Here is a 25,210-nt window from a genome sequence, read left to right on the forward strand (position 1 = left end):
AAATCCTGCTCCCGCAACCAGCGTTTCCGGCTAAGCCTCCGCAAAATGCGGGGCTTTCTCGTTTCAGGGTTCCCCAAAGCCATCAGACCGGCCAATTCTCCAACAAGTTCAAGCTGATGGCCGCCCGGCGCAGCACCGTCCGGAACCATCCGCACTTCTGAAATCAAAGCCCGCAGCGACGCCGTCGCCGCCCGACGCACTTCCGGTGCATTCAAAGCGCCAGCAAGATCCTCGATCAGCTCCCGGTACCGAGCCGACAGGCTCGGATGAAGCCTCAGGGCAGGGGGGGGGCGGGTTGTCCGTGATGAGCGCCTCAAGGCGGGCCTTCTCACCTTCCAGCTCAGACATTTTGTCCTTCATCGAGGCGGAGTACATGCCGTCCTCGATGGCTGTCAGGATGTTGGCGATCCGGCTCTCCACCTTCTTGAGGGAGCGTTCGGCCTTCTGTCGGTCCTGGCAGGCCCCCACGGCGGCGTCGTTGAAGGCCTTGCGGTACTCCTCCGCGAACTGCGCCAGCAGGTCCGGTGCCAGAAGCCGCTGCTTCAGCCCGGAAAGCACCCGCTCTTCCACTTCTGCCCGGCCAATGGTGGCGCAGTTGGTGCAGACCGCAGCGCCCTTGTTGCGGGCACCAGCGTAGCCATAGCGCGTCTTGTTGATCAGCGTGTAGCTGGCGCCGCAGCAGGCGCAGCGCAGGAGGCCTGACAGCAGGTAGGTGGGGCGGCGCGCACGTTCCAGCTTCGGCCGTTCCGTCAGAACACCCGCCGGGTTCATCGCCAGCCGCCCTTATCGAGCGAACCTTGCGATGGCCACTTTGCAACGGTTGGTGACGAGCTGCGCGCGCAAAATCCTGGCAAGCGATCAGGGTTCGCATAGGGCTCTTCCGCCTGCCCAAGCTCGCAGCGAACGTCAGGATCGTGCGCCTAGTGACTTGGATTGACCAGGTGATTTAAAGTGTTCCTCATACAACAATAGGAATAGCCCTCTGCTGATGATGAAGCTTTCTAGCAGCACGCTCCGACGACTGCTCTTCGTCTCCCTCAATCTTGCGTTTCTTGCTGGATCCGTCGCGATTGGCGAAGAAAGCTCAGAACTGATTTTGGAACTCGACTGCGCACTCAACAACACTGAAGGAGAAGAAATTTCAATCGCTGTTCGAGCGACTATCGAGAGTGAAATACAACTTAAAATCAACGAACTGATCGTAGATGCCGTTTTCGTTCCAAACCTGATTAGCCACCCGCCAACTATTACCTTTTCAGCTTCATTCGGCGAGGGTGTTTATACGCTAGTCGTGCACAGGGACTACTTTTTGCCTCATCCAGAGGGATACGATCCATCGAAGCCGCCAGCTAGTTTGACGGTTCAATCTTCAGATACAGATGTGACGCCTGTCGTAGACGTGTTCTTGGGCAATTGCTCTGGGATGTAGCCGGTTCTGAGCGGCAAACTTGTCCCGCATAGCGGCGAGTCCGGGGCCCGGTGTTGAGCGTCCGCTTCGCGCCGTTCACGGCTTGCTGCAGGGGCGAGGGCTTGCCTGGTGATCAGTGACCGGAATGGGCTCAGAGCACCCGTCTGCGCTCCCCGCAGCGGGCAACCGGATCGAGCCCAAAGCGACGGATGCTGCAAGGCGCGCGATCGCCCGCTTTTCGGATAGTCACCGACACGAGGCAAGTCTAAGAAAGTTTTGCCAAAGGTTTGTGGCACCAAAATTTCAACGATCTAGGTGGCGATGCCATCCGTGCCAAAAGCGACCATCCGAGTTTGCGGCCTCCAATGAGAACAACTTTGACCGACCTTCAAGCAACACATATGTCGACGTAGCTCCCGCTAAGGTACCTTTTGAAACAGGGTCACGCTACATGCGCCGCGAATCCATTGTTTAGCTGAATAGCTTCTTTACCACTGAAACTGCCTCGGAGAGCTCCTTTAAAGCAGGTGCAGCAGAAATTGTTGCGTCCCATAACGCTTTCAGAATAGTTTTGTTGGGTCCTTTCTTCTCATGTTCCTCCAAAATTCTTCAAAATTTTCAGCAGCTTCTTCATTTTTGGAATTCTCAATAAATTCAATAATTTCCGCTATTGCTTGAGCTAGAATTGGGTCGCTAGACTGCACTCCCCGAGTGATTTCAATCGTACCAGATCCGACAACAATCGCGGCATCAGGTGAGTTGATTATGATATCGCCCATTTGTATTGAGTTTTCACGAATTTTGGACATAGACTCTTTGATCTTCTCCAGAGTTTGATTGGTCGCTTTCTCGCGCTCCGCCAAAGAGTTAGTGCTTTTTGCAGTCGTTTTTGACAAGCGGCGCACCTCTTCGGTCTTATCTACTCCTACTCGCCTTTGATGATTAGACACTTGTTCCGCCCGAGACAGAAATTTAAACCAAAAGCCGAGAGCGGGCACAAAAGCAATTCCTGCAATGACTATAGGTGTGGCGGTTGCTGCAGTTGGAGCGATGATAAAAAAACTACAATAGAAACCATAGTGAGCGCAAATGACCACCAATATGGAGACCGCAGGTAGCCTGAAGGCCTGCCTTGCTCGTCGGACATCTCAAAATATGAATGAGCCTTGAAAATGTTCATTTCGTACACCTACCCAAAACGATATGCGCTATTCGATCCTATATTCGCCTGACTATCTTCAGGGTCAAGGAGTGTTGCTAAGCGACGGCTTTGCCTTGCGTCTATCCGAAAGCGGACGTTGGTGCAGACGCAGCGAAGGTTAACTTCGTCCCGGTAGCGGCCTTACCGGAACCAGGCGTTGGGTGTCCGCTATGCGCCGGGTTTGCGCCGTGCTGAAGATGCGAGGGGGTGACTGGCGGCCAACGGCGGCAATGGGCTCGATGCGGCCGTCCGCTGCCGCAAGCCCGAACGTCCGCTGGTCGCGACTTGCTACACATGCGCTGGCGGACACCGTGGCAAATGTCTGCAGAGGGCTCCTCTGCCCCTTGTTCTGACCGTGTCCGCTAATCCTATGCTTCGTGACGATCACCTCGCTGGGTCTACTAGGTGTTGTAGATGCTAAATCTCGCGTCCTATAAATCCAGCGAGTCGTAGCATCTTTTTTCATTGAGGAACACAATGCGATTTATCCTTTCAATTCTTTTGGTCTGCGGGTTGAGCAGTGCCCAAGCAGAAACCCTAAGCGGCGTCGAACTAAAGGCGAAACTTAGCGATACAACTGTGATGCTCTCGAAGAACGGACGCAAAGTCAGGCGACGTCTGGAGATGACTTTACTTAAAAATGGGGCAGGCCAGTCGCTTCATGTGCCGTCAGGACAGTCAATTCCAGTGGAATGGGAAGTCAGAGGGCAGGAACTGTGCATTCTCAAAGGGCGAAACGGTCAAGACGCCTGTTATGCAACTGAAATTGAAGGTAATAGCATCCGGCTTCAAGCGAGAACGAGCAGCGGTAAAATTCGCCAACTTAAGGGGACGATCTCCCCACTTTAAGATGCAAGTTTAGCCGGGCTGTCACACAACGCCCGGCAATTCCACTTGTTCTCTGCTTGGGACAGGGATCCATCTAGGCGATAGCAACGCGCGGTGTCTGCGAGGAAAGACCAAGTAATGGATGTCCGCTGTGGGCTCGGAGCGGCGGTTGCGCTGACGTGCTAAGCGGGTAAGCTGCGGCCAACAAAGGAGTTTCAGAGGCTGAGTAGGCATACTGTTTTAGCTACTTGATGATGGGTTGCCTTGAAGCTGGCTTTGCGATCGATAGGAACTGAAATGCGTATGACATTTTTGCGGAAAATCTGTTGTTTGGCGACTGCTGCACTATTGGCACCCGAGGCAGCCCGCGCCTCTGATTGTATCGCAAGTTACCGGACAGAGTTGCGGGTGGGCACCCAGGAGCAGTTGGACCATCTATTGGGGCTGCTAGATGACTTGCCCAGCGATCTATCCGCCCACTTGGCTGTACAAATCGATGATAGCTTCCTCAGGGCTTTTTCGGCGCAACCCTTTGCAGCAGCCAGATTCAGTGACCTTATCTATACCCTGGAGTTTCTAAATAAAGCCATGGGAGCAGAGTTTACACCGCAAATGCATGCGGCTGTCGTAACGCAATTTACCAGCCCGGTGACGATGCACCAAATGATGGCTCCACTGGAGAAGGCCCTTTTGAACGCGCCGGAACGTTTCTCGGATCTTATAGATCGCCATGTGGGAGCACATAGATTTTGGGAGCGATACGGCTTATGTGCATCAAACTCACCGTATTGGTTTTATCGCAAGGTAATGGAAACAGCCCTCCTTGATGTAGATGCAGCCACAATCCACGATGCGAGGAGGTTTATTAGATCTAGAAATGCATCGATACCGATGCGAAAACTCGCCGATGAAAACCTAATTGTTCGGAGGACGTACCAGCCGCACGATACCGCGCCTCGCGTTGAATACCATCTGCCGCCTTGCAGTGATCAATTGGGCCCGAGGCGAGTGGCTTATCGTTATGATGCAGCTGCAAGAACGTGGGCCGAGACTGCTCCTGTGTATGATTATCATGAGACGCCTAATCTAGGATTTTCGGATTGGAGTGAAATTGATTCAAGTCACAAAAGCCGGTTCAATCACTCAACGAATCCTGAGCAGTATGCTTTGCGCCAAGCTCAGTTGGCTGTTTTGTTTCAAGACGCCCAAAGAGAACTTGGTTTGCCGGTTAAGCTGCCTAAAGTTGATCTTTTACGTTGTAATTAAAGAACTTTGGACGGGGTGCTTTTCTAATACCTCTCCAGGCTCAGGACACATAACCAATAATTGACGATTGCTGCTAGAGCTATGGCGGACCGGAAGACCTTTGGGCATTTGTCGCACCCGCAGCTGTCGATGGGCTTTTCCATTCGAACTAATTGACGGATGTGCCTATTTCTCCAGAACAGTTGCTCTGCCGCTTGAATCCGCAGACCAACAACTGAAGTCACCTTTGGCCTCAATACATATTGGTCGCTTTCAGCTGCGTTGATGAGGCAATTGGATTGGCAGTTTTGCCCCGACTGTAGTTTTTCGTTGGTAGTATTTGACTGACGGCTTTACGTCGTTCACGGCTTGCTGCACACGCGAGGAGCCGCAAACCGACCAATGACTGGTGAGGGCTCGCTCCTGCCGTACGCCGCACCTGGCGCAGTCGGCCGGAAGGAGCCCTTAGTGACAGATGCCGCAGAAAGAACCGACGTCCGCTAACGCTTGACCGCCAGCATTGCCCAGTAGTCAGGGATTAACGCAATTGTTGCGGTTAAGGCCGGATCCTCCGATGTGATTTGCTCGCGACGTGCGCCAAGGGTTGCGCTCACTCCAGCTGCCAGATCGAAGGAGAGCCTGCAGCTTGCGCCTTGCCTATCTGTCTCCGCAGGGTCAGGACTGTAGAAGCACGTGACCCGTCCGGGACCGAGTACAGTGCCGGTATAGCGTGCCGCCAGTTCTGGTTCGTCGCGATCAGATGGGCCAGGTGTTGCATCCTTTCGCAACTCAAACTGCATCGCTGGTGCGTCCTGGCACCAGATGCTACCTGCCTGGTCAGGGCGGATCTCGAGGCACCAGCGGTCGATCTTCTCTTGTGTGAGGCAGTAATCATTGCTTGGGCGGCAGTCGTGCTCAGTTGCAGAAACACTGATGGTCCGAAAGATGATCGGATCGCTACGTTCGTTAAGGAGCACTTCATCAGGTTTGGTGAAAATGGAAACGGGATTGGTCAGGCTCGTCGAACAACCAAAGAGTCCAGATTGGACACCTGGCGCACAGTCATCGAACAAGTGCAAGCGAGGGCTGGCCGGAAAAGCCAGCTGATGTCCAGCCAGCATGCCTTTGAAATCTGAGCGGATAATTGCTTCGGCGCGCGTTTCGCGGTTCTCGGCGAGCTGGTGTTTTGTTATCTCACTTTTCGCAACGGGCAGCAGGGTCAACGAGGCCAGCAGCCCTAGGATCGCCGCTCCCGTGGCCCAGCTTACCCGCCTCGCACGCCCTTGCCCGGCCCAAAGCACAACAGAAGCGGCAGCCATGCCCAGAGCTGCACTGCTGGCCGCAAATGGAACCAGCATGATGGGTCCAAGTGCGAAGAAAGCGAAGTTCAGAACCGAGCCGATGCCTTGAAGCGGCGCATTACCTGGCCCAAGCAGCAGCGCCAGAGGCACGCCACCCAGTGCCATCCCCCAGATCAGTGCTCTTCGTGGCTTGCCGACAAAGCGTAGGGCAAGAGTGAAGCCGATGAGAAATCCTAAAAAAATGAATACAAGCATGGTGTCCCTGTGGCTATCGCGCTGAACCCATACTGAGGGTCAACTGACACATAACTGAGTTTTAACAAGACTGGTGGAGAACACAAAAGCGGACATTGGGGCAATCGCAGTGAAAGAGCGCTTTGTCCCGACTACCGTCATTCATTTCATTGCGATGCTGATCGACTAATAAAAGCACCGCTATGATGGGTTGCTTCGTGGTATCGTGAAAGTTCGCTGGAGGTAGGTATCCCGAACTCAGTGAAGACGGCTACACGAATGCGGAGAGGGCGGGTAGAAAGCGGCGGTTGCCTGCTCCCGCAACCAAAATTACCACAATGGAAACAGAATCTTACGCCCCGCAGCCGTGGGGCATTCTGCGTTCGCCCCCTCACCGCTGGAAGCACTGTGGAAGCAAATGGGGCGGAATGGCGCTGTGGCGGGCTGGCAACAGTTGAAGTTTTCGGGTGGCGGTTTGCGGACCTTCTCCGCAAGTGCGAGATCTCGTGGCGTCATTCAAGGAAGCTGACGTCCGGGCGTTCAAATAAATTCGTACTATTGCGCACCGCTGCCGAGTACAGGTCCGCGGGAAGATAGACGAGGACATGAAGCCCGTCATTCTGGCTCCCCGGCAAATTCGGCGAGCAGGCGGTTGAATTCCGCGGCCTGCTCGATGTTGACCAGATGGCCGGTCCCGGGAAACTGGTGCCACACGGCGTTGGGCAAAATGTCTTGCAGGAAGGCATTTGTCTCGCCCACCAGGTAGTAATCCTCGTCTCCGGTCACCAGAAGCACTGGCTTTTCGAAGGCTTTCAGCCGCGCCTGATCCTCAAACAGAGACCGCCGGTTCCAATGCACGGTCGACAGCACATGAACCGCGCCTTCGGATGATTGGCCGCGCAGGTTCTTTGCATAGACGGCCCAATTCCCGGGGTCGTTCTTCTGAAAGCTCAGATAGGCAGGATCATCCTCGAGCACGGCAACCGCGCCGTCACCGCCGCGCTCTTCGCGCAGCTTGGCTTCGTGGCTGACCCACTCCTGCCGGTAGCGGATCCGCTCCTGGCCGTCGCGGGGGCCGGAGCTGTTGCCGACAAGGGTCACGCTGGCAACACGGCCCGGATGGTTAAGTGCGAAATCGAGGCTGGTGAAGCTGCCCATGGAGGTCCCGGCCACGTGGGCCTGGTCCAGCCCGAGATGGTCCATCAGGGCCAGAAGATCTCCTGTCGAGCAGGATTGCCCGTATTGGCTGCGGTCCTGCGGAACCGCGGAAGGCAGAAAACCGCGGGCGCTGTAGGTGATGCAGCGGAAGGATTGGCTCAATTCCGCCACCTGCAGGTGCCAGCTGCGGTAGTCGCCGCCGAATTCATGAACTAAGACAATAGGGGCGCCGCTTCCGGTCTCTTCAAAGTAGATCGAAATGCCGTCTGAGGTTTGAAATTCGGGCATATGCTGTGTCCTGAATTGGCCGTTAGGAAGTTTCTGCGGTCAGCGCATCGATGGCCGCCTGGGCATAGCCCAGATCGGCCAGAACCTCGCGGGTGTGCTGTCCCAGCTGCGGTGCCGGGCTTTCCTGCAGATCCTTTTCTGCAATCGGGTTGCGCGCAAACTGCATGTCGCGCCCGTTCGCGTTCACGGTAGAAAATGCTGCATATTCACTGGCAATCGGGCTGTCGGCAATGGTCTGGATGTTTTCCACCACCGAACAGGGGATCGCGCTGCCGATCAGGGTCTTTGTCCAATAGGCTGAAGGGTGCTGTTTCAGATGCGCACCCAGCACCTGGTCCAGGGCGTCGCGGTTTTCCAGCCGCGCCTCATCACCCTGAAACCGCGGGTCGTTCAGCAATTCGGTATAGCCAATGGCTTCGCAGAACCGCGGCCAGTCCTTGTCGCTGCCAAGGCCAATGACAATGTCCCGGTCGGCGGTCGGATAGGGTTCGAACGGCGTCATCGACGGGTGACGCGAACCGATCGGCCCCGGAACGATGCCCGCATTCAGGTAGCGGGCAAAGGCGTTTTCCAGGCACACCCACTGGCAAGCCAGCATGGAGACATCCAGGTGGCTGGTTTCCTCCGCCCCTTTGGCATCGCGCTCATAGAGGCGCTGCATAATGCCAATGGTGGTAAACAGCGCGGCGGCGATGTCGCCAACCGAGAAGCCGACACGGGTCGGATCGCCGTCCAGCTCGCCGTTGATGCTCATCATGCCGCTCATCGCCTGCACCACGATGTCATAGGCAGGGCGGTGCGACAGGCTGCCGGTCTGGCCGAAGCCGCTGATCGAGGCGGAAATCAGCCGGGGATTGATCCGCTTGAGGTCGGCGTCGCTGCAGCCCAGCCGGTCGCGCACTCCCGGGCGCATATTCTCGACAAACACATCGGCGGTGGCCAGCAGCTTGTGCAGGGCTTCCTTGCCCTCCTCGGTTTTCAGATCCAGTTTCACCGAGCGTTTGTTGCGGTTCAGCGAGGCAAAATAGAGGCTGATGCCGTCCTCGAACGGCGGCGTGGTGCGGGCCAGATCGCCGTTCGGATTTTCCACCTTGATCACATCGGCGCCGAGGCTGGAGAGCAGCCAGGTGCAGAAAGGACCGGACAGGACCGAAGTCATATCAACAACGCGGATGCCCTTCATGATGAGCCTCCCTTCAGCATGGATTTCAAGGTCTTCAGATGCGCGCCCTCGGCGGCCAGGGCTGTGGCGCAGAGGCTGCGGCAGGTCTCCTCCAGCGCGTCACGAGAAACCATCCGGTCCGCCAGCCCCCAAGCCGCGGCGTCTTCAGCGCTCACCGCGGCACCGCCAAGCAGAATTGCGGCGCTGCGGCCCGTTCCGGCCAGCGCCGTCAGTGTATCAACGTCGTATTGCCCGGGCAGCACCTTGTTCTTGAGCACGGGGTAAGAGAACCGGGCTTCCGGCACGCAGACGCGGATGTCGCAGCCAAGCGCCAGGGTCAGCCCGCCGCCGATACAGGGTCCGTTGATCGCCGCCACCGTCAGCACCGGAACCGCGCGCAGCGCCGCGGCCATTTCGTCCCAGGGATCGGGGCCGTTTTGCACATCGTACAGCGTGTTCAGGTCCGCGCCGGCGCAAAACACCCGTTCTCCGGCGCCGGTGATGAGGACGACCCGCAATCCGTCGTCGCTGGCCGCCGTGCGGAAGATGTCCCGCAGCGCGGTCAGCATCTCCGTGGTCAGCGAATTGGCCTTGTCCGGCCGGTTGATGGTCACCGTCAGACAGGCGCCCTCGCGCCGGGTGAGGATCAGGCTGCCTGCACTCATGACCGGTACTCCGGCACCGTGCGCTCCAGCATCCGGAGAAGCGAGGGCCATTGCACATCGCCATGCGGGCCGTTCTTTGGCGCTCCCCAGTCGTGCAGTGCAGCCATGGCGTCCTCGGTGATGGCAATTGGCTTGTCTGTGGCACCCAGAATATCCACCTGAATTTTGCAGGCCATCTCAAGGTAGTAGTGATAGGTGAAGGCCTCGGCCGCGGTTCGCCCGACGGCCAGCAGCCCGTGGTTCTGCAGCAGCATGGCGAAATTGCCGCCCAAGTCATGCGCCAGCAGCGCGCCCTCATCTTCGACCGCAGTCGAGTCCTGATAGCGATGGCTCGACAGAGTGCCGAGCACAAATCCAGCGTGCTGCGACAAGGGCAGCAGCCCCTCCGGCATCGCTGAGACCGCTACTCCGGCGCGGGTGTGGCTGTGGATCACGTAGTTCACATCGGGCCGCGCATTCAGGATGCCGGAATGAATGATATGCCCCGCCAGATTGATGACCTTGCCGCTGCCCGGCTGATCATCCACTGCCGCGCCGTCAAACGACATGCGGGTCAGGTTCGACGCGGTGATCTCGTCGAACATCAGGTCATGCGAATTCAACAGGTAATGCCCCGGGTCCTGCGGCAGGCGCGCCGAGATATGGGTGGAGGTCAGGTCGGTCCAGCCAAAGTGATGCGCCAGTCTGTACAGCGCGGCCAATTCCTGGCGGATTGCAATGCTCATTTGCTCTCTCCCAAAGCATCCCGGTAGAGATTGTGGAAATGGCGCAGGCCCACCTCGCTCATCGCGCCGCAGCCGTCTCCGATAACATATGGCCCCGGCTCAAAGGCGCGGCTCTGCATCCCCTTCTGGATCTTGGAGACAACAACCTCATCTTCGGCTCCGGTGGTTGCCTTGTGCTTGTGCATCAGCGCAATCACGTCCTCGTCCGCGATATCGCCGCTGGAGAACCAGCGGTAGCGGTAGACCGTCTTGTTCCAGGCGATGGGCAGGAACTGGCGGATGGTGAAGTACCCCCCCGGATAGCAGCACATCGAGACATTGGGGAAAATCCAATAGGCCCCGTAGTCACCGGCGCGCGGACTGGCGGTCAGGTCGTAATCGTATTGCTTTTCGTTTCTGGTCTGCGCCTTGCCGTCATGCCAGATCGTCTTGCCCTTCGGGATGGTGGTATAGCCTTCCATCTCGAGCACGCCATGGGTCAGCGAGGAAGCATGCACCGTCGGGCAATGATAGCACTCGTTGTAGTTTTCGACCGAGAGCTTCCAGTTGCTGTCATGCGCAATCTCGGTTTCGCAGACAAACTTCAGCTTGGTTGGATCGGGGTGAAAGCTGAGCATATTCTGGCGGTACTCTTCCAGCTCTTCCCCCATCGGCGCGGCATCTTCGTCAAGATTGACAAAGACAAAGCCGCAGAATTCCTCGACCCGGATGGTGCGCAGATTAATCTGATCACAGCTCAGCCCATCGCTCTCCACCGATCCGGGCGCGCGGCGCAGCCTGCCGTTAATCTCATAGGTCCAGGCGTGATAGGGGCAAACCAGCACCCGCTTGCCCTTGCCGCTGCCTTCGACAATCGGATGGCCGCGGTGGCGGCAGATGTTGTAATAGGCCTTGATCCCGCCGTCCTGCGCGCGGATGACAAAGACGTCCTCATCAACAATGGCGAAGGTCTTGTAATCACCCGGTTCCGCGATCTCGGACACATGGCAGACGCATTGCCAGCTGCGGAAGAAGATCTGCTCCTTGTCCCGCTCGAAGTATTCCGGCTCGACGTAATACCGCGCAGCTAATGGCGTATCCCGTGGCATCTGCCCTCCGCTTCTGGCGGATATTTCCCGGCTCCGCCGCGTTGCTTGTTCCCTGTCGAGCCGCAGCCTGCCTTGTTGTTATCGATGTGAATAGATAGAAAGATTTTACACCTAGGGTAATTTTAAGTTGGCCTATTCATGCTGAATCCTTCGGATCAGGCTCCGCTCGGGGCAGTGCGTGTCTTTGCCGTTGCCGCGCGCTACGGGAACTTCAAGCGCGCCGCAGCTGAGCTGAGCGTGACGCCAACGGCCGTCAGCTCCCAGATCAAGTCGCTTGAGGCCTACCTCGGCTGCCGGCTGTTTGACCGCAGCGCCCAGTCGGTCACGCTGAACGAGACTGGCCGCCAGTTCGCAGAGGCTTGTGAAGCGGTCTTTGCACGGCTGGACAAGGCGGTGCAGGAGGTGCGCCAATCCGCCAGCCGCACCTCAATCACGGTGGGGGTCGGCGCGCTGATCGGTTCACAGTGGCTCTCAAAGAGACTGTTCAGCTTCTGGCAGCGCTTTCCCGAAACCGGGCTGCACCTGCAGTACTCTCCCGGCGGGGTGGAATTCTCGGACGGGCAGACAGACATGATGCTGGCCTGGGGCGATGGCCGCTGGCCTGGGCTGATCTCCGAGCCGTTGCTGCGGTTCAAGACATCGCCAGTGATCAGCCCTTCGCTGCTGTATAGCAAACCGCATCCAGCCAGACCGGCGGATATGCTGACTTTGCCGCTGCTGCACTGGAAAGACCAGTTCGACTGGCTGGAATGGTTCGCCGCCATGGGGGTAGAAACCGGCGGCCGGTTGCCTGGCGTCGTCATAGATGACTCCAGCGTCCTTCTCAGAGCCGTACTGTCCGGCCAGGGGGTCTCGCTCGGACTGCTGCCGCTCATTGAAAGTGAACTGCGGTCTGGCCAGTTGATCCGGCCTTTCAAAGAAGATTTTGCGCCGTCACGTTCCTACCACCTGGTCTACCCGCCTGATGCCATGGATCAGCTGCAGCTGAAGGCTTTCCGGAATTGGATTATCGAAGAAGCCGGTTTGAAAAACCCCTAGCCAGTAAGATTGGACAGCGCATCTAGCCTGTGAGCCCTTGGCTTCAAGAGATTTGGGCAGTGCTTTCAACTTGCTCCCGCAGCAAATTACTAGACAGTCTCGGGTGTTTGTTCGCCTGATCCTGAACCATGCACCTGCAGCTAATGTCTCTTCTGACGGGTCGCACCGCAGCGCCCTGTTGCTGTGGCGAGTGACCGTTCTGGGCCGTCCTCAAACTCGGTTCGTCAAGCCTGCCTTGAATCGATGCTGCACCACCGCATGACCGTTTCGAGCCCTTCTAGGAATTGCTGCGACTGTCCTGAACGACTGCTATTGCTGCTTGGGTTTGCCGCGTCACTGAAAACATACTCTTCGGTATGATTTCATTGACTGACGACTCGAATTCCCATAATCACACTTAAAAGTATGATTTTCTGGTGCCCGCACTTCCGCGGCCCCTCCTGCAAAACGAAGGGTATGGCAATGTCTGAAACAACAAGCATCCAACCAAGCCGGAACATGCGCCTCAAAGGCGTTGGCATCGCGCTCATTGGAGCAGCGCTGATGAGCCTCGATCCGGTTTTCATCCGGTTTTCCGGCGTAGAAGAACTTGAAACCTCGTTCCTCTTCGGTCTCTTCACCGCGATCTCAATGGCTGTCGTCATTCAGCTGAAAGACAAGCGAGGCCTTCTCAGAGTATTGCGTGAAAGCGGGTGGCCCTTGCTGGCAGCAGGCATCTTGATGCTTGGAAGCGCCAGCGGGCTGGTGTTTGCGATTAAGAACACCTCTGTCGCAAACACGTTTCTGATCTTCAGCACGACACCAGCGATTGCAGCGGTGTTCAGCTGGATCCTCCTGCGTGAAAAAGTGTCCAGGCAAACATTGTTCGCCATTGCCGGGGTGTTTGCCGGCATTGCAGTTGTGGTTTCCGGCTCGACCGGCACCAGCAGCTGGTTCGGCGACATGCTGGCTGTGTTTGCGGTCTCCTGCCTCGCCCTGATGATGACACTCTTGCGCAAATTTCCCGGCGTGAGCCGCATGGGGGCAGTGGGTGTTGGAGGCTTCCTGCTGGCAGTGACAATGTTCTTCTTCACCGAGCCATCGGCCTTCAGCTTGAACACATGGCTGATCATGGGCGCGATGGGCCTGCTTACTGCTCCGTTTGGCCGGGTTCTGTCGATGGTCGCAACCCGCTATGCCACTGCGACCGAAGTGTCGATGACGCTGATGCTGGAAACTGTCCTGGCTCCGATCTGGGCATTCATTTTCTTCACTGAGGTCCTGGGTGCCAACAGCCTGGCCGGCGGTGCCATCATCCTGGTCACGATCGTGGCCTACACACTGCATCTAACCAGAGAGGAAGGCTGAAGCTAAGCGCTCGGCATCATTGTGCGCCCTGCTGCACGCACAGCAAGCGCTGACTGATCTTCCTGACCAAATCCTGAACTAAGGGGCCGCTATGATCAATCTTGAAATCGTGGGTTATGACTTTTGCCCCTTCATCCAGCCCGCGATTGTTACCTTGAAGGAAAAGGGTGCCGCATTCACCATGACCTACATCGAGCCCCATGAAAAGCCGGACTGGGTGCGCCAGGTTTCGCCGGAAGGCATGACGCCGTTTCTGTTGGGGGACGGTAAGGTTCTCTTTGAATCCGCTGCCATAAATGAATTCGTCAACGAGGCAATCAGCGGCGATCTGCATCCCCGAGATGCGTTCCTGAAAGCGCAAAACCGTATGTGGATCAGCCGCAGCTATGATCTGCTGGACTATATCTACGAGCTGAAAACCACGGATAGCCAGAATGTATTCCACGCTGAGAAAATGAAGCTGAGAACGAAGCTTCGTGCCCTCGATGAAGCGATTGGTGAGAACACATTTTTCAATGGCGCAGATTTCAGCTTGATTGATGGGGCCTTTGCTCCTGTGTTCAGGTCCATCGCCTTGCTTGATGGCCAGTTCGCTGCGGGCATTCTTGACGCTTTGCCGAATGTCGCAAGGTGGTCAATGAACATCCTTGACAGACCGTCGGTGCAAGCCTCTGTCGTAGAGAGCTTCGACGCAAGATCGGCAGAAAAAATCCTGCGAAGCCATGCTATTGCAGCCCGATTGCATTCAAGCTCTGCGGCTGCATCAGACGTTTTTTAGATCGGCCAGCAGCACCCGTGTTGCGGCCTCAGCAAGCCGGACGATTTCTTGTTCGTCCGGTCGCCCTCTTCCGAACAGAACGTCATCCCGGAACGCGAAAAGCATCGACGTAAAAAGAAGCACAGCCTCGTTTGGATTGGCAACGGATAGCCGTTCCTTCAGAAATTGTGACAAAGCCGCACTCGTCTCATCCGGCGCCACGGCAAAAAAGCTTTCTATGATCTCAGGCGACTTGGCGCTTTCGGCGACCAGTAATCTGAATATGCGCAAGGGCTCATCTGCAATGTGCCAGCGGATAAATCCCTGGGCGAAGCCAGCCAGCGCTTTCCGGGTGTCAGGATCTGTCAAGTGACGCGCGAAATCAGCCTTGCTCGATTGCCCCACAAACCTGACAGTAGCTTCGAACAGCTCGATCTTGGACGGAAAATAGCGATAGACGGTTTGTTTGGTAACGGCCGCGAGTGACGCAATCCTGTCCATGTTCGCGGCTTCGTAGCCTGCTGAGAGAAATTCTTCCCGCGCTGCGTTCAAGATTGAGAGGCGCTTCGCTTCTCTTTTTTCTTCCATTCTACCCATAGTGCTAAAGCCGGCCTCCAATTTATCATCCTCATTAGTATGAAAATTTTGGCTGCAGCTCAAGCGCAAGATAATCAAACTCAAGAGTGTGATTGTGGAGGCGGGGCCAATGGCTGAACTCAACCAGATCGGCTGTATCAAAACGCCCTGCAAGCGACTTGAAGATTGTCCGAACAATTCCCAGGCGGGTGGGCCTGAATGTGAGGTCATCTTGGATGAAGAGTTTGCACCCGGCCTGAACGGTCTGCGAGTGGGCCAATCGGTTCTTTTGTTGTATTGGTTCGAGGGTGTTGACAGAACTCTGGTCACGCAAGCGCACCGATCGCGTGCTGACGGAAGAGAGGTTGGCACATTCGCCCTCCGTTCACCGCATCGGCCAAACCCAATAGCGGCCTCAACAGTGCCGATCCAATGGATTGCAGAAGGCAAGCTAAGGGTCGGGGATTGGACTGCCTTAGCGGCACAAAGCTCCTGGATATCAAACCGGCGAAGAGATAAGTCAGCGGTTTCCGGAAGGCCGGCGTTCGCGCAAAGGCCGCGAATACCCATGCTTCGTCCCGCAGTGTATGGGCTCTCATGTCGCGTGACTTCGCGGGCGCAGCGAATGTCTTCTCTGACTGGACGGGACGGGCCGCGACTCTTGGTTATTGTGGCGAGTGACCGCTCTGGGCCGATCGTGCCTGCTGCTTGGAAGCTTCCGGATTGCCTAGGACTTTTTGCACCTTCAGCTGATTAGCTTCAGACGGTTTTCCGATATAGTTTGCAAGCTGCAAAAACTGAGAACAGACCTCTAAGTCAAGCGCGCCGACTTCCGCATTGGAAGCTCCTATTGTACGGGATAACGCGTCAGAATGAAATTCTTCCTTCTAAGGTAACCACTGCATTGCCTCCGAGAACAACTTTGGCGCCGTCATGGTGACACAAGACCGTGCCGCCCCGGGATGACAATTGACGCCCCCTTAATTGCTGCTTGCCCAGACGCGAAGACCAAAAAGTAGCGAGGCAACAATGCGCAACACCGGAGACAGAATCCTCCGGAACACCGTTGGCCGGAGCAAAAAAGCGCGAAACAAAGTCGTCCTCGCCCTGGCTTTTTGCTGTGACGATGACTGCCGGCAAGGGGAGCTTGGAAAGTACGTCAAAGTCCGGCCGAAGGCGGAGCACATCGTCCGCGTTTTCAAACACAGCCAGGTAGTGTTTTGCAGCCAGAACTTGTTGAGGTTTTGCTCCCAAGGCCTGGCTCAGGCCGTCAGGTTCTTCGACTGCCGCAGGTAACAACGCCGGCATCTGCAGTTTCAATAGCCCGTTTTCCCGGTGGACTGACATCTCGGCAGAAGAGGAAAAAAAGCGGATCTCTTCAAGCGCGGGTGCAAGACGGTTCAACAGTAGGTGGCCCGCCGCCAAAGTTGCATGACCGATCATGTCGACTTCCCGGGTTGGTGTGAACCAGCGCACGTCACACTCCCGGTGCGTTTCGGTACCTGCGCCTTCTCCTCGCGGGACAAAGAAGACAGTTTCCGATTGGTTCATCTCGGCCGCAATGGATTGCATCACCGCGTCCGGCAGCCAGCGGTCAAGCGGGCAAACAGCAGCCGGGTTGCCGGTCAGCGGCTTGTCCGCAAAGGCATCTACAAGGTAAACAGGTATTTGCATGTCAGACACTTAGTTCTCATTAATTAGCAAGTGCAGGGTGGTCGGTATGCAGTCTGGAGCCCGTGTTTCGAAGCAGGTCAGCCAGATAGGTCGGGCAGTTTCACCCGATCTTCGAGATACGGCAGGCGGGCCTGAGCTATGGAAATTTCACTTTTTTCGGCCTGCACGCACAGCAGTTCTTCTCCTTCGCCTGCTCTGGCCAGTTCCTGCCCGTTGGGGGCAATGACGCAGCTGCCACCGAAGAAACCCATGCCGTTCTCATGGCCGCAGGAATTCGCGTAGCAGACATAGATGCCGTTCTCAAAAGCCCGCGCCGGAATGATGTTATTGGCTACTACGCCCCACTGCGTGCCCAAGGCTGTGGGAACCAGGACAATCTCGGCACCGGCCTGGGCAACTGCGCGAAAGGTTTCCGGAAATTCGGCGTCATAGCAGATCAGCGTGGCGGCTTTGAACCCATTCAGTTCGAACAGCGTGTAGCTGCTGCCGGGGCAGAAGTGATTGCCTTCAAAGCCGGGCGGCAGCAGCAGCTTGCGGTGGGTTGCCAGACGCGCCCCGTCCTTGCCGATGCAGGAGGCGGAATTGTAAAAGCGTCCGTTCCTTTGTTCGGCAAAGCCGTAGTGGATGGCGACCCGGTGCGCCCGTGCAAGCGCTGCAATTTCCTGGGCGGAGGGTCCGTCAGCGGTTTCCGCCCATTCGGCAACCCGGCTTCCGATGTTATAGCCGGTCAGGAACAGCTCTGGCAGGGCAAGCAAGTCCGTTTGCTGGCCGTCCAGCCGGGACAGGCAGTCCCGCAGCCAGGTCAGCCGCGCCTGCGGACCCTCAAGGTCCGCAGGGCTTTGGGCAACAGCGATATTCAGGCTGTCAGTCATGGCTCAGCCCTTGCTCAGCAGGATTTCGCGGGGGTAGCTGGTGATGTAGTTGGTGCCGGTTTCGGTCACCACCACGGAATCCCCGATCCGGCCTGCGGTCACACCATCAACCGAGATGCCCCCATCCACCGCAAATGTCATACCGGGCTGCAGCACTGTCTTATCGCCTTCCTTCAGCTCGGGGGCCTCCAGGTAGGCAACGCCAATGGAGCGGCCGGTGCGGTAGCCGGTTTCATAGCCGCGGGCGCGGTAGACCTCATTGGCTGCAGCGGCGACCTCTTCGGCCAGGACGCCGGGTCGCATCACCGCAATCGCGGCCTGCTGGGCTTCGATGGCGGCCTCCTGCACGTCGCGGGCCTGGTCCGTCACATCACCGATGTGGAACATGCGGTCAAAGCCCAGTTTATACTGTTTGAACTGCGCCATGTTGCAGAAGCAGAAATAGACCGGGTCGAACTTCTCGTAAGCCTTCACGCTGGCACGGCGGTGCACCATCGAGGCGTCTTTGCCGCTCTGCAGGATTTGCAGGTTGTGGATCATCGGTGAAACAAAGCGGTCCCAGCCCTTGGCGGTCAGGAAGGTGGCCGCCTTGCGCGAGCCTGCCTCAATCACGGCCAGAGCGCTTTCATACTCCTGCGCGCCTTCGCGCAGACTGTCATGGGCGGCAGCCATCATTGCGCCGGCGATCTGGCCTGCTTCCTTCATGACGCCGATCTCGAACGGTGTCTTAATAGTGCGCATGGCGCCCAGCACCGGCGAGATATCTTTCAGCGGCATGCCGGGATAGGTGTCATCCAGATGGTTCCGCACGATAGCGGGGATAGAACCGCGCTCGATCCAGATCTCCTTGGGGTTTTCACCCAGGGCGCCCGCCAGAGCACGGCCCCAGCTGCGCTGGCCGATGTCTTCCCAGGTACGCACGTCCTCGACCCAGGTCATTTCCGCCACCATTTCGGATTCCATCAGCGGGGTGATGACGATGGGGGCATCATTGGCGTCGACAACCAGCATGGTGGGGCGGCCGAACTCGATCCCAAGATAGCCCCAGAACCCGGCCAGATAGGCGATAGAGCTTTCGTCGGTAAAGACGGCCTTGGCGATACCCTCTTGGCGCATGCGGTCCTGCAGGCCGAGGGTCCGTGTCTTGGCTTCTTCCAGCATGAGGTGGTTTCCTTCTTTTTGAGGTGTTGAGCGTTATTGGTCAGTCCAGCAAACTCGGCAGGAACAGGGCGACGGGCGGCACGAAGGTCACGATCAGGACCATCGGCAGGTGCCCCAGCAGCAGGAATTTCATGGTCGGGCCGACGTAGACCGACAGCGGCTGGCGGGTGACGCCGCCGGCCATGTAGAGGAGCGGTGCGCAGGGCGGGGAGATGTTGCCAAGCCCGAGGTTGGTGCCGACGATAGCGGCGAAGTGGATCGGGTCCAGGCCGATCTTCTGGGTGACCGGCAGCAGGATGATGGCTGCCAGCACGCCGCCGGAGACATCGTCGATGATCATGCCCATGATCAGCAACAAGAGGTTGATCAGCAAGAGGATGACGATCTTGTTGTCTGAGATCGTCAGCAGCAGGTCGGCAAATTGCGTGGGCACCTTGGCCAGCACCATGCCGCGGCTCATTACAAACAGGAAGAACAACACCATCAGGATTGCGCCGGTCAGCCGGGCGGCCTCAACCGTTGAGTTGAACAGCATCTGCATCGGCAGAGAGCGGTAGATCGCAATGCCCACGATCAGCGTATAGACCAGCGCCACAGCACCTGCCTCAGTCGGGGTGGCGATGCCGCTGTAGATACCGCCCAGCACGATCACCGGCATGATGATGGCCAGGCTCGCTTTCTTGCCGGTTGTTGCGGCCTCGGCCAGGGTGTCACGCAAGGGCAGCTTGGGCGCGGTGGTGATAGTTGTGTTATTGCGCAAAAAGAAGAAGTTCAACCCGCAGTAGATCAGCGCCAGCAGCACGCCCGGCCCCATGGTGGCGAGGAAGCACTTGGCGACGGATTCCCGGATCGCAATGGCAAAGACGATCATCGGGATCGAGGGCGGGATCATCAGTGCCAGCACCGAAGAGACCGCGACCAGCGCGGTGGCATGGCCGGGCGGATAGCCCTCCTTGATCATCCGCGGCACCATGATCTTGCCGATTGCGGCAATGGCGGCCGAGGCGCTGCCGGAGATTGCACCGAACAGCGCACAAGTGATGACGGTGACGGCGCCCAGCCCGCCCTTGGCACGGCCGACAAAGCTGTTCACGAAGTTCAAGAGCCGCTCGGAAATGCCAGAGGCGCCCATCAGCGTGCCCGACAGGATGAACAGCGGGATCGCCAGCAGCGAGAAGGCGCTGACCTGGGAATAGCCAAAGCCGGCATGGAAAGAGATATTGGTGCCGGACATCAGCCCATAGGCCAGCGCACCGGCACCGAAGGCGAAGCCGACGGGAACTTCGATCAGCAGCAGCAGGATAATGGCCAGGAAGGCGATAAGGAATACGGTCATAGGGTCAGTCTCCGCCTTTTCCGGTAAGCAGCGCGCGCGCTTCCAGGAAGACTTGCAAAATCAGATAGAGGACCATCAGGGCGAAGCCGCTCACCATGCTGAAGTCCCAGATGTATTTGGGCAGCCGCATGTAGGTGCTCTTGCGGTTCAAAGAGAGGTTGTAGGCCGCAAAATCCCAGGCGAACCAGGCAAAGACCGCAACCGTCACCAGGCAGCACAGGGTACCGAACAGGCGGACAGTTAGCAGCGTTTCGCGGTTCTGTGTCAGGAGCGTCAGTACGCCGCCCTCGATATGGTCGCGCTCGCGGGTGCAATAGGCCATGCCGATGAAGTAGATCCAGAGGGCCAGCATCGGTGCCAGCTCCTCGATCCCCAGGAAGGGCGAGGCGATCACGTAGCGCATGAACACCTGGGCCGCCATCAGCAATCCCAGGGCGATCATGGCGGCGAACAGCACCACCCGCATTAGCAGCGCCACCCTGTCCTCAATGGCAAAAAGCCCGCCAAGCCCGCGGTAGACAGCTGCCGATGGATCACTGCCGACCGGCATGATCGGCTCTGGGGTCAGGACGTTGTCCAAGCTGTCCGTGTGTAAAAGCTCTTTGGTCATGCGCCGTTCTCCTCAGCCGGTGCAGTGCCCGGGCCGCTGCCCGGGCACTGGGTTTCGGATCAGTTGCCGCCTGCGGCAGCCTTGATCTGGCCCATCACTTCGGCGCCGATGATCTGCTCCATGTAGGGGTATTCCACCGCGGTCACCTGCTGGCGGTAGGCGTCCAGCTGCTCGGGCGTCAGCTCGACAACCTCAATTCCGGCCTCTTTCATCTGGGCAAACCACTTGGGGCTTTCGGCTTCGGCGTTTTCCCAGGCCCAGGCCACAGCCTCATCCGCAGCAGTGCGGATCCAGCCCTGCTGTTCTTCGCTCAGGCCATCGAACCAGCGCTTGTTGGCGGTCCAAAACGTGTGCTCGAAGTTCTCGCGGGTGAAGACGTAGGCGCTGACCACATCCTTGAACAGCAGCACTTCGGAGGGCGGCGAATAGGCACGGCCGTCGACGGCGCCGGTCTGCAGGGCTGTATGCACCTCACTGAAGGCCATCGGGACGGGCGCAAAGCCAGTGGCTTTGTAACGCTCAATGGCCATCGGCATGCCGGGTACCCGCATTTTGAAGCCCTCAGCCTCTTCCGGGAAGCTGGTCGGCACCTCAACGCCCTTGCGCACCACAAAGCCGGTGAAATCGGTCGGGATCGTGCCCAGAAGCACCATGCCCAGGTCGTTCATGATGCCGTCATAGACGGAGTTCATGACCGAGCCCGGTCCATAGACTTCGCGCCCGGTTTCCCAGTCTCTGGCGACATAACCCAGCACTGACACATCCCACCGCGGGTCCAGCTCGGAATGGTTCCAGGACATGGTCATTTGCACCGCGCCCTGCGACACCTGCTCGACGATCGAGGTCCAATCCCCCAGGTCGCCGCCTGGATGGTAGTCAACGTTCAGCGTGCCGCCGGACAGTTCCTCCAGCCGCGCCGAGAAGCGCTCGGATACCTGATGGAAGATGTGCTGGGTGTCCATCACATGGCCCAGAATGATGTCCTCAGCCCGCGCCGCAGGCAGCGTGGCGGCCAGAACGCCAGCCGCCGCGGCACCCGCTTTTATTAGTGTTGCGATCCCCACGAAGGTTTCCTCCCTGTTCGTATTTCAGTCGCGGCTCGAATCGAAACTCCAGCCCTGCAATTTGCTATGCTGTATACAGCTATGGCGTCAATACTTGTTTTTGTTCGAAAATTGCCCTCATATTTGCCATGCTGCATGCATCGGTTCAATTTGCGGAGAGAAAATGTTTGATGAAGGCCGCCACCACCGGGCGAAGATCGGCTTTGTCCTGCTGGCCACGGAACAGACAATTGAGGATGACATGTTCCTCCTGTGCCCCAACGGGGTTGGAGTGCATTTCGCCCGCGCCTGGATCGGGGACAGCATAACGGTCAACAGCCTCAGCCAGCATGCCGAGGATCTGGCTCGAGCTGCCTCAACGCTGCTGCCGGATGGCAGCCTCGATGTGATCTGCTACGGCTGCACCTCCGGCAGCCTGGTCATCGGAGAAGACCGGGTTGCCGCGGAATTGAAAAAGGGCGCGCCAAACTCCAAGGCCACCAGCCTGATCACTGCCGTCCTGGAGGCCCTGCGCGCTGTTGGCGCCAAACGTGTTGCAATTGCTACGCCCTACCTGGACGAGATCAACGATCAGGAAGCCCAATACCTGGAAAAGGCGGGGGTTCAGGTCGCACGGATTCACGGGCTGCAGCTGGAAAAAGACAGCGACATGATACGTGTCAGCCCTAGGTATCTGGCCGAGTTTGCCAAGAAGGCAGACACGCCAGACAGCGACGCGCTGTTCATCAGCTGTGGGGCGTTGCGATCGCTGGAGATCGTGGATCGGCTGGAACAGCAGCTGGGAAAGCCGGTGATCTGCTCCAACCAGGCAATGATGTGGCATGTGTTGCGCCTAGTCGGTGTCCCGGACCAGATCAAAGGATACGGCCGGCTGCTCCGGGAGCACTGAAATTGGCTCTTCTTTGCTATCAAACGCCTTGATATGACTTCTGAAGCCGTCGCCGTCCCGGAAAGGAAGCTCACTTGTCTGCAGAGGCCGTACCACTGACACCACCAGTTTGGGGAGACCGCAAGCCGGGTGTTGAGGACATTCAGCGCCTGATCCTGAAACGGATCTGCTTTCTGGAGTACACGCCTGGAGACCGGCTGAAGGAGGCGGAACTGGCCGAGGAATTCGGAGTGAGCCGCACCCCGGTGCGCGATGCGATCAGCCGGATCAGTCACCTAGGCTTGGTGGAAACGATCAACGGTGTCGGCAACGTCGTGATGGAGCTGCCACCGGAAAAGATTGCCCATGTCTACGATATGCGTCTGCATCTGGCTTCGCTGATTGGCGCAACGGCGCCCGCTGAGATCGAAGACAGCCACCTGGAACGCGCCCGCGACCTTCTAGAGCAGGCTCATCAGCTCAGCGGGCAAGTGGATTCCCGCCAATATGTCATCGTGAACGATCAGCTGAACACGCTGATCAGCGATCTGATCGGCAATTCGGTCCTGCGCTCTTTCTGGACCCAGGCCTATTACCAAGCGGCCAGCACCTGGCACAGGGTTGTCGACTGCGCAGGTGCGGAAGTGGCGGATGCTTTGGTTGCCGAACTTGTGGATCTCGAAAACGCCTTGATCGAGAAGGATATCCAGGCTGTCGGGTACATTCAACGCATCCACATTGGCTATGGATATGCCCGCATCAGGAAGTTTCTGTTCAGCGAAACAGCTAAGTAACTTCCATGGTCATTGTTTGGGCGTAATGAACGAGCCTTTTCTAAAACTAAAGTACCTCAGCTTTGCTGCATACCTGCTTCATTCTAAAGTAATTCGCATCCAGAACGCGAAGAAGGTTTGGCGAGGCCCGAGCTGCCTCATTTACCTATTTGAAATGCTGCGTGGTAGAGCGAGGTCCGGTTTGGCGGGCTGCACTGCCGCAAGGAACGAAGCCGCTAAAGGTCAGCTTTGGGCCGCTGTCGACGGCCCTTTGCAACTAAATTTCAATGGCTTCAAAGATTGCCAAGGCATCTTCGAGTTCAACACCGAGATACCGAACTGTGCTGTCCATCTTGGTGTGGCCAAGCAGAAGCTGGACCGCACGCAGATTGCCGGTTTTTCGGTTGAAATACGCAACTTTGGTCCGCCTCATCGAGTGCGTTCCGTATGAAGTCGGATCCAGGCCGATGGACTTGCCCCATTCGCGGACCAGCCGTGCGTACTGGCGCGTGGAAATATGCGGCCTTTCGTGAAACCGCCCCGGCCAGAGGTATTCGGATCCGATCAAAAGAGGTTCCTTCATCCACCGCATTATCGAGTTGCGCGTTCCGTCAGTGATCTCAAACCTGACCGGCCGCCGGGTTTGCACTAAATGATTGAGGCGCGTTCCTTGACCTGACCGGAGGCGAACACATCTGCGACTTTCAGCTTCACGAGGTCGCAACTGCGTAACTTGCTGTCTAAAGCCAGATTGAAGAGAGCCAGCTCGCGATGGTTCTCCGCGATTTCCAATCGGACACCGATGGCCCAAACATGTTTCGGCATCAGCGGACGCTTCTGTCCAACAACCCGCCCTTTGTTCCAGGCGGGGCGGCAGGCGCGTATGGCCGGTAGGTTTGCAATAGTCATGGCGGCTCCTCCGGTCCGCCACGTTCCGCCGCATCGCCAATCCGTCATTGGCAGTTCTGAGTAACACGATGAAAGCTGGTCTTTTAATGATTACAGACCAGCCAAAACCAGACGACAGCGGTAGCGCGAAGCTTTGCATACGTAGCACCTCTTGAACAGGGTCAAGCAGACATTGACCTAGGGAGGAACTTTGGTGGCAATCTATTCAGCGGCATTCTTTAAAGTGGCCATCAGCTGATGGAACTTCTCACCCTGGACGGCCACGTGCTCTCGCAGTGTATTGGCAGCAAGGTCCGACGTTCCCATTTCCAGTGCCCGAACGATATGTTCATGTTCGGCCATTGATTGTGCCATCCGGCCGCGGAAGCGCAGCTGCTGGCGGCGGAACGGTTTCAGCCGTTTGTGCAGTTTTGTAGCTTCCTGAGCCAAAAAACCGTTGCCCGACTGCTGGTAGATGATTCTGTGGAAGCGCTCGTTTTCGGCGTAGTAGGCGTCCGAGTCGCGGGCGTCGACTGCGGCCTGGCAGTTTGAATTGGCGTCCCGCAGCTCCTCAAGCGCTTGGTCGGTGATCCGCAAGGCCGCAAGCCGGCCGCAAACCGCCTCCAGCTCTGCCATCACCTCGAACATCTCCATTAGCTCCACCGGTCCGGGCTGGCGCACAAAGGCGCCGCGGCGCGGGATCAGCTCGACCAGACCGGAAAGGGCAAGCCGTTGAAAGGCTTCGCGAAGCGGCGTGCGCGAAACGCCAAACTGCTCGGCCAGCCGGACCTCGTCCAACCGGTCACCGTCAGAAAAAGTTCCGTTGAATATCAGCTCTTCCAGCTGCTCGGCGATGTTGTCGGCGCGGCGTTGTTCCATGGTTTCAGGTTTACTCATGGCGCGGGTAAAATTCAACCTTGGCATTCTTGTATACAAAAACATT

General features: G+C 57.6%; 25 protein-coding genes and 1 pseudogene. 9 read left to right on the forward strand and 17 right to left on the reverse strand.

Going from position 1 to position 25,210, the window contains the following annotated elements:
- Positions 1-108 precede the first annotated feature (108 nt).
- A complete protein-coding gene (locus tag RA20_RS08680; protein ID WP_039126915.1) occupies positions 109-771 on the reverse strand; it encodes a zinc ribbon domain-containing protein in 663 nt (220 codons plus the stop codon).
- Positions 772-988: 217 nt separating this feature from the next.
- On the opposite strand from RA20_RS08680, the gene RA20_RS25335 reads away from it, so the two are divergent.
- Positions 989-1,429, forward strand: a complete 441-nt coding sequence (locus RA20_RS25335) for a hypothetical protein (protein ID WP_152618459.1) — start codon at positions 989-991, stop codon at positions 1,427-1,429.
- 539 nt (positions 1,430-1,968) lie between these two features.
- On the opposite strand, the gene RA20_RS08685 is transcribed toward RA20_RS25335, so the two are convergent.
- Positions 1,969-2,508 (reverse strand): hypothetical protein, encoded by a 540-nt coding sequence (locus RA20_RS08685; RefSeq protein WP_193748806.1) that lies wholly within the window; start codon positions 2,506-2,508, stop codon positions 1,969-1,971.
- Positions 2,509-3,086: 578 nt separating this feature from the next.
- Here RA20_RS08685 and RA20_RS25340 point away from each other — a divergent pair.
- Together RA20_RS25340 and RA20_RS25345 are read left to right on the forward strand one after the other, a co-directional pair.
- Positions 3,087-3,458, forward strand: coding sequence for a hypothetical protein (locus RA20_RS25340; RefSeq protein ID WP_152618461.1), 372 nt, complete (start codon positions 3,087-3,089; stop codon positions 3,456-3,458).
- Between the two features lie 276 nt (positions 3,459-3,734).
- Complete coding sequence (locus RA20_RS25345; RefSeq protein WP_152618462.1) at positions 3,735-4,703, forward strand: hypothetical protein; 969 nt, start codon at positions 3,735-3,737, stop codon at positions 4,701-4,703.
- A 479-nt stretch (positions 4,704-5,182) separates the two neighbouring features.
- Here the strand turns inward: RA20_RS25345 and RA20_RS08690 are convergent, their stop codons facing one another.
- The 6 genes from RA20_RS08690 to RA20_RS08715 all read right to left on the reverse strand — a co-directional run bounded on the left by RA20_RS08690 (position 5,183) and on the right by RA20_RS08715 (position 11,303).
- Entirely contained in the window at positions 5,183-6,238 is a 1,056-nt protein-coding gene (locus RA20_RS08690) for a hypothetical protein (protein WP_039126925.1), read from the reverse strand.
- Between the two features lie 594 nt (positions 6,239-6,832).
- Positions 6,833-7,663, reverse strand: a complete 831-nt coding sequence (locus RA20_RS08695; protein ID WP_039126928.1) for an alpha/beta fold hydrolase — start codon at positions 7,661-7,663, stop codon at positions 6,833-6,835.
- Positions 7,664-7,685: 22 nt separating this feature from the next.
- Entirely contained in the window at positions 7,686-8,846 is a 1,161-nt protein-coding gene (locus RA20_RS08700; protein WP_039126929.1) for a CaiB/BaiF CoA transferase family protein, read from the reverse strand.
- Positions 8,843-9,490, reverse strand: a complete 648-nt coding sequence (locus RA20_RS08705; protein WP_052248895.1) for an enoyl-CoA hydratase/isomerase family protein — start codon at positions 9,488-9,490, stop codon at positions 8,843-8,845. The genes RA20_RS08700 and RA20_RS08705 overlap by 4 nt, the downstream gene beginning before the upstream one ends.
- Positions 9,487-10,215, reverse strand: a complete 729-nt coding sequence (locus RA20_RS08710; RefSeq protein WP_039126931.1) for a class II aldolase/adducin family protein — start codon at positions 10,213-10,215, stop codon at positions 9,487-9,489. The genes RA20_RS08705 and RA20_RS08710 overlap by 4 nt, the downstream gene beginning before the upstream one ends.
- Complete coding sequence (locus tag RA20_RS08715) at positions 10,212-11,303, reverse strand: aromatic ring-hydroxylating oxygenase subunit alpha (protein WP_039126933.1); 1,092 nt, start codon at positions 11,301-11,303, stop codon at positions 10,212-10,214. The genes RA20_RS08710 and RA20_RS08715 overlap by 4 nt, the downstream gene beginning before the upstream one ends.
- 138 nt (positions 11,304-11,441) lie before the next feature.
- On the opposite strand from RA20_RS08715, the gene RA20_RS08720 reads away from it, so the two are divergent.
- The 3 genes from RA20_RS08720 to RA20_RS08730 all read left to right on the forward strand — a co-directional run bounded on the left by RA20_RS08720 (position 11,442) and on the right by RA20_RS08730 (position 14,466).
- The gene (locus tag RA20_RS08720) at positions 11,442-12,341 is read left to right on the forward strand and encodes a LysR substrate-binding domain-containing protein (RefSeq protein WP_082017948.1); all 900 of its coding nucleotides are present in this window, start codon (positions 11,442-11,444) and stop codon (positions 12,339-12,341) included.
- A gap of 462 nt (positions 12,342-12,803) precedes the next feature.
- Entirely contained in the window at positions 12,804-13,688 is an 885-nt protein-coding gene (locus RA20_RS08725; protein WP_193748807.1) for a DMT family transporter, read from the forward strand.
- 91 nt (positions 13,689-13,779) lie between these two features.
- Positions 13,780-14,466 (forward strand): glutathione S-transferase family protein, encoded by a 687-nt coding sequence (locus tag RA20_RS08730; RefSeq protein ID WP_039126941.1) that lies wholly within the window; start codon positions 13,780-13,782, stop codon positions 14,464-14,466.
- On the opposite strand, the gene RA20_RS24955 is transcribed toward RA20_RS08730, so the two are convergent.
- Entirely contained in the window at positions 14,452-15,183 is a 732-nt protein-coding gene (locus tag RA20_RS24955) for a TetR/AcrR family transcriptional regulator (RefSeq protein ID WP_241482226.1), read from the reverse strand. The two genes, RA20_RS08730 and RA20_RS24955, sit on opposite strands and share 15 nt — an antisense overlap.
- On the opposite strand from RA20_RS24955, the gene RA20_RS26370 reads away from it, so the two are divergent.
- On the forward strand, positions 15,152-15,778 hold the full coding sequence (locus RA20_RS26370) for a TrmO family methyltransferase domain-containing protein (protein WP_206540094.1): 627 nt from the start codon (positions 15,152-15,154) through the stop codon (positions 15,776-15,778). The two genes, RA20_RS24955 and RA20_RS26370, sit on opposite strands and share 32 nt — an antisense overlap.
- A 110-nt stretch (positions 15,779-15,888) precedes the next feature.
- Here the strand turns inward: RA20_RS26370 and RA20_RS08745 are convergent, their stop codons facing one another.
- From RA20_RS08745 to dctP, 6 genes are all read right to left on the reverse strand, one after another.
- Positions 15,889-16,695, reverse strand: coding sequence for a PhzF family phenazine biosynthesis protein (locus RA20_RS08745; protein ID WP_039126947.1), 807 nt, complete (start codon positions 16,693-16,695; stop codon positions 15,889-15,891).
- A 77-nt stretch (positions 16,696-16,772) separates the two neighbouring features.
- Complete coding sequence (locus RA20_RS08750) at positions 16,773-17,567, reverse strand: carbon-nitrogen hydrolase family protein (RefSeq protein ID WP_039126950.1); 795 nt, start codon at positions 17,565-17,567, stop codon at positions 16,773-16,775.
- A 3-nt stretch (positions 17,568-17,570) separates the two neighbouring features.
- Entirely contained in the window at positions 17,571-18,728 is a 1,158-nt protein-coding gene (locus RA20_RS08755) for a M24 family metallopeptidase (protein WP_039126953.1), read from the reverse strand.
- A 40-nt stretch (positions 18,729-18,768) separates the two neighbouring features.
- Positions 18,769-20,064 carry a TRAP transporter large permease gene (locus RA20_RS08760; protein WP_039126956.1) on the reverse strand — a complete coding sequence of 432 codons (1,296 nt, stop codon included), beginning with the start codon at positions 20,062-20,064 and terminating at the stop codon, positions 18,769-18,771.
- Positions 20,065-20,068: 4 nt separating this feature from the next.
- Positions 20,069-20,674, reverse strand: coding sequence for a TRAP transporter small permease (locus RA20_RS08765; protein WP_039126959.1), 606 nt, complete (start codon positions 20,672-20,674; stop codon positions 20,069-20,071).
- A 59-nt stretch (positions 20,675-20,733) separates the two neighbouring features.
- Positions 20,734-21,738, reverse strand: a complete 1,005-nt coding sequence (gene dctP / locus RA20_RS08770) for a TRAP transporter substrate-binding protein DctP (RefSeq protein WP_039126961.1) — start codon at positions 21,736-21,738, stop codon at positions 20,734-20,736.
- Positions 21,739-21,901: 163 nt separating this feature from the next.
- On the opposite strand from dctP, the gene RA20_RS08775 reads away from it, so the two are divergent.
- Both RA20_RS08775 and RA20_RS08780 read left to right on the forward strand, forming a co-directional pair.
- Positions 21,902-22,627, forward strand: a complete 726-nt coding sequence (locus RA20_RS08775; RefSeq protein ID WP_039126964.1) for a maleate cis-trans isomerase family protein — start codon at positions 21,902-21,904, stop codon at positions 22,625-22,627.
- 74 nt (positions 22,628-22,701) lie between these two features.
- The gene (locus tag RA20_RS08780; RefSeq protein WP_052248896.1) at positions 22,702-23,400 is read left to right on the forward strand and encodes a GntR family transcriptional regulator; all 699 of its coding nucleotides are present in this window, start codon (positions 22,702-22,704) and stop codon (positions 23,398-23,400) included.
- Between the two features lie 256 nt (positions 23,401-23,656).
- Here the strand turns inward: RA20_RS08780 and RA20_RS08785 are convergent.
- Positions 23,657-24,288 (reverse strand): annotated as a pseudogene (locus tag RA20_RS08785) (tyrosine-type recombinase/integrase).
- A 201-nt stretch (positions 24,289-24,489) separates the two neighbouring features.
- The gene (locus tag RA20_RS08790) at positions 24,490-25,146 is read right to left on the reverse strand and encodes a GntR family transcriptional regulator (RefSeq protein ID WP_039126971.1); all 657 of its coding nucleotides are present in this window, start codon (positions 25,144-25,146) and stop codon (positions 24,490-24,492) included.
- Positions 25,147-25,210: the final 64 nt, after the last annotated feature.

It is taken from the genome of Leisingera sp. ANG-Vp (assembly GCF_000813725.1).
Taxonomy (GTDB): Bacteria; Pseudomonadota; Alphaproteobacteria; order Rhodobacterales; family Rhodobacteraceae; genus Leisingera.